Annotated in this window: 4 protein-coding genes and 1 pseudogene; 1 reads left to right on the top strand and 4 read right to left on the bottom strand. The window is 50.3% G+C overall.

The annotated features are described in order from the left end of the window. Window positions 1–552 precede the first annotated feature (552 nt). Window positions 553–1,164 carry a hypothetical protein gene (locus tag MXE41_RS12620; RefSeq protein ID WP_246977443.1) on the top strand — a complete coding sequence of 204 codons (612 nt, stop codon included), beginning with the start codon at window positions 553–555 and terminating at the stop codon, window positions 1,162–1,164. Window positions 1,165–1,632: 468 nt separating this feature from the next. On the opposite strand, the gene MXE41_RS13145 is transcribed toward MXE41_RS12620, so the two are convergent. From MXE41_RS13145 to MXE41_RS12600, 4 genes and pseudogenes are all read right to left on the bottom strand, one after another. After that, window positions 1,633–1,830: a UvrB/UvrC motif-containing protein gene (locus tag MXE41_RS13145; RefSeq protein ID WP_281503391.1), complete on the bottom strand. Its 198-nt coding sequence runs from the start codon at window positions 1,828–1,830 to the stop codon at window positions 1,633–1,635. A 306-nt stretch (window positions 1,831–2,136) separates the two neighbouring features. Further along, a pseudogene (gene uvrB, locus MXE41_RS12610) lies at window positions 2,137–4,017 on the bottom strand (excinuclease ABC subunit UvrB); the annotation flags it as partial. Between the two features lie 414 nt (window positions 4,018–4,431). Beyond that, a complete protein-coding gene (locus tag MXE41_RS12605) occupies window positions 4,432–4,629 on the bottom strand; it encodes a hypothetical protein (RefSeq protein ID WP_246977444.1) in 198 nt (65 codons plus the stop codon). Between the two features lie 1,000 nt (window positions 4,630–5,629). After that, a complete protein-coding gene (locus MXE41_RS12600; RefSeq protein WP_246977445.1) occupies window positions 5,630–6,607 on the bottom strand; it encodes a glucokinase in 978 nt (325 codons plus the stop codon). Window positions 6,608–9,061 lie beyond the last annotated feature (2,454 nt).

Genomic DNA, 9,061 nt, shown 5'->3' with positions numbered 1-9,061 from the left:
CAGCCTCAAGCAGCTGATTAATAGAATCTTTGTTTAAAGTGACCTGAATCTGGTTTGCCATAAGGTTCCTCCGTTCAGGTCATTATACTTAAGAAATACAAATCATTTTAATTACCTACAGTTCCTTATTTTCTGGCCAACACCTCCGGATTATGTGCTGCAGACAGTCATGCAGTTATGCTGAAGTAAGGCTTACAGGTCTGTGCTGTGAGCAAGGCTACATACTCAAGACTTCACGACTAACTCACATGAGCTTATGTGCAGCCTGCTCCATGATGAAAGTGATCCTGCAACTGCCATGGCTGAACCATAGTCCAGGCATTACCATGCCGCGAGGCCATGCTGCCTGGCCGTGCCATGTGGCCATACTGCTGATGCCGGCCGGTTATGAGATTAGTTGCCAGGCAGGAATAACTGACAGGCTGACCGGGCTGTCAGGGCTGTCCTGCGGTGGACAGTTTACCGGGCTTTTGCCCTTGATGACAGCATATGCTAATCTCATGGCCCAATAGTACTTTACCGACAGGGGATATGCCCAAGGAGCCTTGATCCATGCAGGAACTCAAAAAGAACGAACTCTACCAGAAAATCCATAAGAGCTTTGCAGCTGCCGGCTTTGAAGAGTCCATCGCCTGCGTTCAGGGATTCGTGCTGGGCCTTATCAGCCGTGGTCACAGCTCCTCTGACCCAAAGAGTCTGGAGCTTACGGTAAACATCCTCAACGGCGGTACCCGCTTTTCCGGTACCGGCATAGCCACCTTTACTACCATGGCCATTGAACTGGAAAGAGAGCTGGAAAATGAAAAGCTCAGTCTTTTCATCCCTGGCAAGGATGAAAGCAGTCCAAAGAAACTGCTGCAGGCCATTTCTGACCTTGCCTATGGCTTTAACCTGGGCCTTTGCTGTGAGAGCAGGCCAGTTGCCGGTTCCATTGTTCAGGAAGACTATCCGCTGCGTAATACCATGCTCAATGAAAACGTTGAGATGCTTAATGAGATAGCCAATGTTGATACCGAATGTGAGCTTGACGACGAAAGCGTCGAAGTTGTTGCCGAGCAGCTCGAGCGCAGCATGATCATTATCTACGGCCTCATGCACGGTAAGGCCCTGCCTGCCGAAGCCACCGATGACGACAACTGCCCGGTCAGCCTCTCAGTAAAATAAGCCACGGCCTCTGCCCCGGCAGGCCATCTCGCAAGAAACCTGATCAATGGTGTCTGCTGCGCAACACTCCTGGCTGAGCCCAGCCCTGCAGTTATCCATGCCCATGGCATTGATATCAAGGCAGCATTGATATCCAGGCGGCATTGAAAGTTCTGATGGCACTGCCTGCGCTGCATGAACCTGTAGCCATGGCAGCCCCGGCTCACCAGAATTAAGGCCTGCAGCCAGCTGGCAGTTTGCAGCTGGCAGTTTGCAGCAGGCAGCAGCTCTCTAAGTCTTAACGTACAAAAGGCATCTTATACAGATGCCTTTTGTGTTTTTGCTCTGATCACAGGCCGCTGTGTCTGCTCTGCTGCGACCAGCTGCACTGCGCTGTCCAGCGCCGGGCTGGACCATGCCGGGCTGGGCAGGACCATGCAGGGCTGAGCATGAAGCGGATGGGCTGAGGATGTTGCCGGGGATGGGTGCTTATACTGGTAATTCGCTGTCACGTCCTGGCATGAGCATCATGATTTTCTCGAGGGTGCGCATGCGGTCGCGCAGTACGGCTGCCTCCTCGAATTTGAGCTCATGAACGAGCTCCAGCATGGCCTTTTGAATGGAGTCTATCTCTTTTGTCAGTACCTGAGCCTCAGGCAGGTAGCGACATGCCACAGGATCGCGCATCAGCTCGTTTACAGACTTCTCACTGAGCTTTGAGAGCAGCTCCAGATCAAAGACCTTACGCTCTGTGCTGTTGGCAGTTGCGCCAGGAGGAGTGCCTTTAGTTCCCTTTGCAGTGCTGCGGCGGCCCTTGCCTTTGCCTTTTGTTGCAGACTCAGCGGCAGCACGGCTGCCGGCCAGCATGAGATCAACAGCCATCTCACGGGCGTCATCGAGCTCAAGGGCTGCGTCCAGGCCTTCGGCTGCAGCAGCACCACGGCCGCCCTTGCCCTTACGGGAGGTGCCCTTGAGGCTGTCCAGGCCATGCTCCTGCTCCCACTCACGGCGGTTCATTGATGGCATCATGCGCTCTTCATCAGGTACCTTGAAGACCTCGGAGCTGTTGATGGCCAGTTCCATGACGTCAACAATCTTCTTTTTAATCTGCTTTGGCTCTATGCCGTGATCTTTGTTGAACTTGTCCTGAATAGAACGACGACGACTGGTTTCGTCCATGGTCTGCTGCATGGAGTCGGTGATCCTGTCAGCATAGAAAATGGCCATGCCCTTAACATTACGGGCCGCACGACCTACGGTCTGAATAAGGGAACGGGTCGAACGCAGGAAGCCTTCCTTGTCAGCATCAAGAACAGCTACCAGGGACACCTCAGGAATATCCAGACCTTCTCTTAACAGATTAATACCGATGAGGGCATCGAACTCACCAAGACGCAGATCTCTGATGATGTCCATACGCTCTACAGCATCAATATCTGAGTGCATGTAACGTACTCTCAGACCATGTTCAGTAAGATAGGATGTCAGCTCCTCGGCCATCTTTTTGGTCAGGGTAGTAACCAGAGTACGCTCACCTGCCTCCGCTCTCTTTCTGATTTCAGACATGACGTCGTCAACCTGAGTAGCTACCGGTCTGACCTCAATAACAGGATCGAGCAGTCCTGTAGGTCGGATAAGCTGCTCTACCACCTGAGAGGACAGATCAACCTCATACTGGGCCGGGGTAGCAGATACGTAGATAGTCTGAGGCTGCATGCGGGCAAATTCCTCAAACTTGAGCGGACGGTTATCGTATGCTGAAGGCAGACGGAAGCCAAACTGGATGAGATTGTCCTTACGGGAGCGATCACCACGGTACATGGCGCCGATTTGAGGAACAGTTACATGGGACTCATCAATGATGAGCAGACCATCATCAGGCAGATAGTCAAAAAGACATGGCGGAGCCTCACCTGGCTTTCTTCCCGTAAGGTAGCGTGAGTAGTTTTCGATACCTGAGCAGTAGCCCACTTCATTGATCATCTCAATGTCGTACTGGGTACGCTCACGGATACGCTGCTCCTCAAGAAGCTTGCCCTCATTGTAGAAGTAGTCACAGCGCTCCTTGAGATCGACCTTAATCTCCTCCACGGCTCTGAGCAGAATCTCACGTGGAGTTACATAGTGGGTCTTAGGGAAGATGGTGATACGTGGCAGCTCACATTCGATATGACCGGTCAGAGGATCAAAGCGGGAAATACGCTCAATCTCATCATCAAAGAGCTCAACTCGTATGGCATAGCCATCAGATTCAGCCGGGAAAATATCGACGACATCACCACGAACTCTGAATGTGGAACGGGAAAAATCAACGTCATTACGAACATATTGCAGGGCAGCCAGCCGCTTTACAATTTCCGTCTGGCTGATCTGCTCTCCACGAGAGATGTGGAGCATCATCTTGAGGTAGGTTTCTGGTTCACCCAGACCGTAGATAGCTGATACCGAGCACACTACTACAGTGTCACGTCTTTCCATCAGAGCCTTGGTGGCGCTCAGACGCATCTGGTCGATGTGGTCATTGACCTTGGCATCCTTTTCAATGAAGGTATCAGTAGCTGCCAGATAAGCCTCAGGCTGATAGTAGTCATAGTAGGAAACAAAGTACTCAACAGCATTATGAGGGAAGAACTCCTTCATCTCACCGTAAAGCTGGGCGGCCAGAGTCTTGTTATGTGACAGGATCATGGTAGGACGGTTAAGTCTGGCAATGACATTGGCCATGGTAAAGGTCTTGCCCGATCCGGTAACACCAAGCAGGGTCTGAGCCCTGTCCCCCTTTTCAATGCCATCGACCAGCTGTGCTATAGCCTCAATCTGGTCACCAGCCGCATCAAATGGAGCCACCAGCTTAAATCCGTTTTTAACCGCCACTGCCTCACCTCAACTTGCAAATAAAAGTTCCATGCCCCGTGCAACGAATCGCCGCCCCTGCCCCCAACAGCCAGCAAACCTGCCAGCCAGTCGCCCGGCAGCTTACCATCCCCTGCCCGGCCCTGTACTGACCAGCCGCAAGGCACTGCCCGTCAGCCCATGCCCGGCCTGATTTTGGAGCTGGGCTGGTCGAGCCTTTGCCCGGCCAGTTTTTGGCGCTGGGTTGGTCGAGCCTTTGCCCGGCCTGTTTGTGGCGCTGGGTTGATCGAGCCTTTGCCCGGCCTGATTTTGGGGATTACAGAAACAAAAAACCCTGTTACTGCACGGATTATAACCGTCTGTAACAGGGTTTTAAATAATTCGTATCTTAGTTCAGCAAGTCACAGTCACTGCTGTGCTTCTGAAAAATAATTCTTAGGCGCGAACGTCGATGTTGCTGCCAACACGGCCACCAGCAGATGGAGCGGAAGCGTTGATCTGCTGTACGGACTGAGCGGTGCTCTCAAGCATCTTTAAAGCGGCCTGGCCCTGAGCCTCGGTAGCACGCTTGGTCATGGCAACGCTTAAAGCCTCGAAACCGAAGTTGCTGTTCATACCGGTAATTGAGCTCATGATGTTCTCCTCGTGGAACTATTGATCGATCTTGCATATGGTAGCGACATAAAGGCCTGTTTTTCAAAGGCAAATTTTCTCAATGAGATTATCACCTCTGCTAAAAGACTTATTGTCGTCGCAATGCACCCTGATACCAGATGCAGATTGATCTGGCACATGCACCCAAGATACAGCACAAAAATTCGTGTGGCTCATAGGGATTACGTATACAGACCTGCTCTGATACCATGGCCGCCTGCAGACAGCCACTGACAATGATACAGCAGGTCATACTGTCCAAAATTAGGACAAAATCAATGACAAACTGTACCAGCACCATAACCAGGCCAGAGCGGCAAAATCCTGCCGGAACAGACAGAGCCGTCAGGAAAATATTGCCAGAAATCCCGAAATAAAGTCCTGCCAGAAAGCACAGAGCTCTATCAGGGCAGTCGGCCACTGAGGGACTGAAAAACAATCACAGCACCTGTGTCATGTAGATAAGACAGGCACTGCTGTGCTTCAGCCCGGCACTGCCATTGTCAGTGCAGTCACTGGCGTGCTGCACCATGGCGTCAGTTGGGGTGCATTGCTACAGATGCACTATGCAAGCCAGATTAGCCTTGCCTGCAGACAGGAATATGAATCTCGCCTGAAAATCATGGCTATCTCCCGAACAGACAAAACCATGGTCATAAATCATGGGCCTGAATCAAGCCCCGGCATATGACAGGGAATAATGTCCCGGCACATGACTGTGCCTCGTGCCCTGGCACATGGCAGTGCCTCGTGTCCGGGTACATGCCACCTGAATCGCGCCGGTCAGATAGCAGTGACATGCCACAACACAAAGCCCTGAGTGATGGACTGAAAGAAGCTCTGGCTCGATATGGACTGGAAAATTAAAGGCACCATCAATGACAAAGGGCCTGCGATCTGCGATCGGAGGCCCCTCAGGGCACAGCACCTTAGTGCTGCGCTTATGCCTGTATGTCAGATTAGCTGACTTCGTAACTACTTACAGTACGGCACCAAGCTCCTGACGCAGGGTGGCTGCAGCGCCCATCAAACCGGCCTTAGGCTCGGTGATGACATAGGTTGGAATGCGGGAGAGGTAGCTCTTGAAACGTCCCTTGTCTTCAAAGGCCTCACGGAACTTGGAGTTCTTGAAGAACTCAAGGAAGCGTGGAACTACGCCACCGGCAACATAAACACCGCCAAAGGTGCCAAGGGTAAGAGCCAGGTTACCGCCAAAACGGCCCATGAGGCGGCAGAAGGTGCTTAAAGCCTCTAAGCAGTCAGGATCAGGATTGGCGCTTAAGGCAGAAGCGGTAATGTCTGCAGGGGTAAGGCCTGTTCTCAGACGCTCATTGCGCATGGCAATGGCTTCATAGAGATTGAGCAGGCCAGGTCCGGAAAGCACACGCTCAGCAGAGACGTGACCAATACGGGCACGCAGAGCAATGAGAATCATGTCTTCAGACATATTGGCCGGAGCCAGATCAACGTGACCACCCTCGCCAGACAGTGGAATCCAGCGATTACCGTTTTTAATCAGATGAGCAACACCAAGGCCGGTACCGGCACCGTATACAGCGACAGGAGCATGAGCAACAGGCTCACCTTCACCAATCTTTACCATGGACTTCTTATCAAGGCAGGTAACAGACATACACATGGCGGTAAAGTCGTTGATAACCAGCAGAGTCTCAAGACCGAGGTTTTCCTTGAGCTGAGCCTTGGAAAACTCCCATGGATTGTTGGTCATTTTGATGTAGTCCTGATCTACAGGACAGGCAATGGCAATACAGGCAGCCGAGAACTTGGCACCGGTATCCTGACGGAACTTGTGGATAACAGACTCAAGGGAGTCATTCTCCAGAGCCGAATAGATAATAGGATCAGATAAAGTGCCGTCAGCCAGATTGCAGATGGCCAGACGGGCATTGGTTCCACCAATGTCTCCCACTAAAGCTTGTCCTGATAAAGCGGTCATAACACTCCCCTTAACACATCACAGTCCCAGACCCGCAAGGTACATCATCAAATACGGGCAAAAGCCCAGGATAAAGGCCACTGCCTGACATCGCAAAGCAAAAGCATGATGCATTATTCCTGATGCAAAATGCCTCATGCAGGATGCCTCATGCCTGATGCACGATGCCCAATGTCTGACATATTGCTCCTGACAGTTGATACCAGCCGACTGCAGATCACAGGGCAGCCCAACACTGAAAAACAGGGGCAGCTCCCTGGAGCAACAAGGCCACCGGCCCAGACCTGACAGGATTTTTCAGACAACAGGTTCGGCAAGCTCAAAGACCACATACCCCCGCATATTCATCCCGCTCCTGCCACTACAGCAGAAGAGTCACAATGCACAAGGCAATGGCACGCAGATCAGCTGCAGATGCAATTGCCATGAACTGCATGACTCTAAGGCGGCCGTACAAGGCCTGCTGCGAAGCTGAACTGAGCATAAACCGTACAACTGTCTGATATTAGCAAATGCCTGCAAGTTTCACAGGGCATTTTTGTCAAATTGTGAATATAGCAAAGTCAAAGGTCAATCCAGTGTATATTTTCAGGGACCTTCCCCCACCGAAGACGCGTATTAAACGTCAATACGTTACTATATGATATGGCAGTATCGTACACTTCAGCGCAATGCAGTGCACTTACTGGATCCGCCTCTGACGCCATGGGCTTTTGGGCATTCCCCCAACTGCGCCTGAGAGCGCTTGCCAGTTCTTTCCTGCATTGCCCAGTGCTATCTAATATTTATTGCATATCATCCCTGTCCTACCGTGTACTTCCAGCCATCTACAGTGCAGCACAGCCGCCCGTCATCTAATCTGCATCCAGCAGTCCCGCCATTTACTGTCCATCTGAGCCCTGCCCTGCATCTACTGTATCCGCCTGATTTTCCGGCATTCCCTGTTCCGATATTGTGCTGTTAAGTATGAAGAGTCAGTAAAGCCCTGCTGGTCGGGACAAAACAGCCGAGCCTGCTCCGCATGAAATGGATGCATGCATGCTTGCTTGCATGCATGCATGCATGACTGCACAAGAACATGCACGTTAATGCATGGGATACATGGCTGCAGATGGCCGCAGCAACGGGCAGTCGGCTGTGACAGGCCGTATTAGAGCGTGCGCCGTAAGTGCGTATGGTCGGGAACAGTTTACGAACAGTGTTCCTAAAGCCTGTTTATGGCATTTCACATATACATGAGGATGTGACAGCCCTGCCAGGTGCTCTGAGGGCAGGAGACAAGTATTCAGCTAAGCTCTCATTGTGAGACAGCGCTGCAATGAAACAGTGGACGTGACTTTTGTTGCAGGATTTGTTGCATAAAGTAATGCAAAAGAGTGAGTGTGATACCCCGAGCAGTGGCAATACGGACAAAAGGAGATCGTGGCTGCTGACAGAGGCTGTTTGCCGGGGATGATGTGTGGGATGGAGGGGCAGGGAAGCTGGTAAAAACCAAATAAAAAAGGCCTGGTTTCGCGCCAGACCTTTTTTTAAATAGGAGGATTGTCTATAAAAAGGAGTTTAACTACGAGTTTAGTTAGTGCAAAACGACCACTTTGCTCTGTTCGTTTTGTTGGGTACATGATATTCAAAATTGAGATATGGATCAAGCTTTTTACAAAAAATTTTTTAGCTTTATTTCACTGTGTTACCAGTAACAACGCATGGTGTCAGAAGTTAGGAGCCCCGCTGTTATCCGCATATATCAGCCTTTTATCTACATGTTTATCTCTGTCTTTATGTTACTTAACACTGTCAAACTCACTTTTGGTGCAATGATTTGACAAAACAGTTTTACTTACCCATAACTAACTGATGCAACTTTTGCAGAAATGAAAAGTTTTGTTTCATTTTTTGCATTTTTTAATGCAACACATCTCTGCGCCAGCAGCACTGGAAATTTGTTAACCAGGTTAATTTTTACCCCGCACTGTAAGGCAATAAAGCCATATCTGGCACCATGTCTTTGTAAACTTCATTTACTATATTATCTGTAAACGCTTACATTGATGTACATTCGACTTACATCGCATCCGGGAATCACTCCCGAGTAAGCCCAGGTAATAAGGCCTGTACCTTGCCCCAAATATATGCAAAGGCCCTTACAGCCCCCCATTTCCAACGATAAAGATCGCAGTACAGATCAGCAAAAATCTATTCTCATGCTGCATAAACAGCTAACAAAATCATGAACTTTCCACCGCTACGCAGGTCTTAATACCTGTTATAAAGGTATGCACAACGCAAAACAGCCATTAACAGCAAGGCACGCCCCATCCACGAGCACTCAGGGGCTACGCACAAAGCGTGAAATTTGATCCAAGGATCAAATTCGGAAAATAAAATGTGATACCAGGATCACTTTTTAACAATTTAGATTCACTTAAAAACGAGATTTTGATCACATAGTAAAAA

The sequence above is a fragment of the Anaerobiospirillum sp. NML120449 genome (assembly GCF_023051105.1).
Taxonomy (GTDB): domain Bacteria; phylum Pseudomonadota; class Gammaproteobacteria; order Enterobacterales; family Succinivibrionaceae; genus Anaerobiospirillum.
The sequence above is the reverse complement of the archived record's forward strand: the minus strand, read 5'-3'. Positions and strand labels throughout refer to the sequence as shown.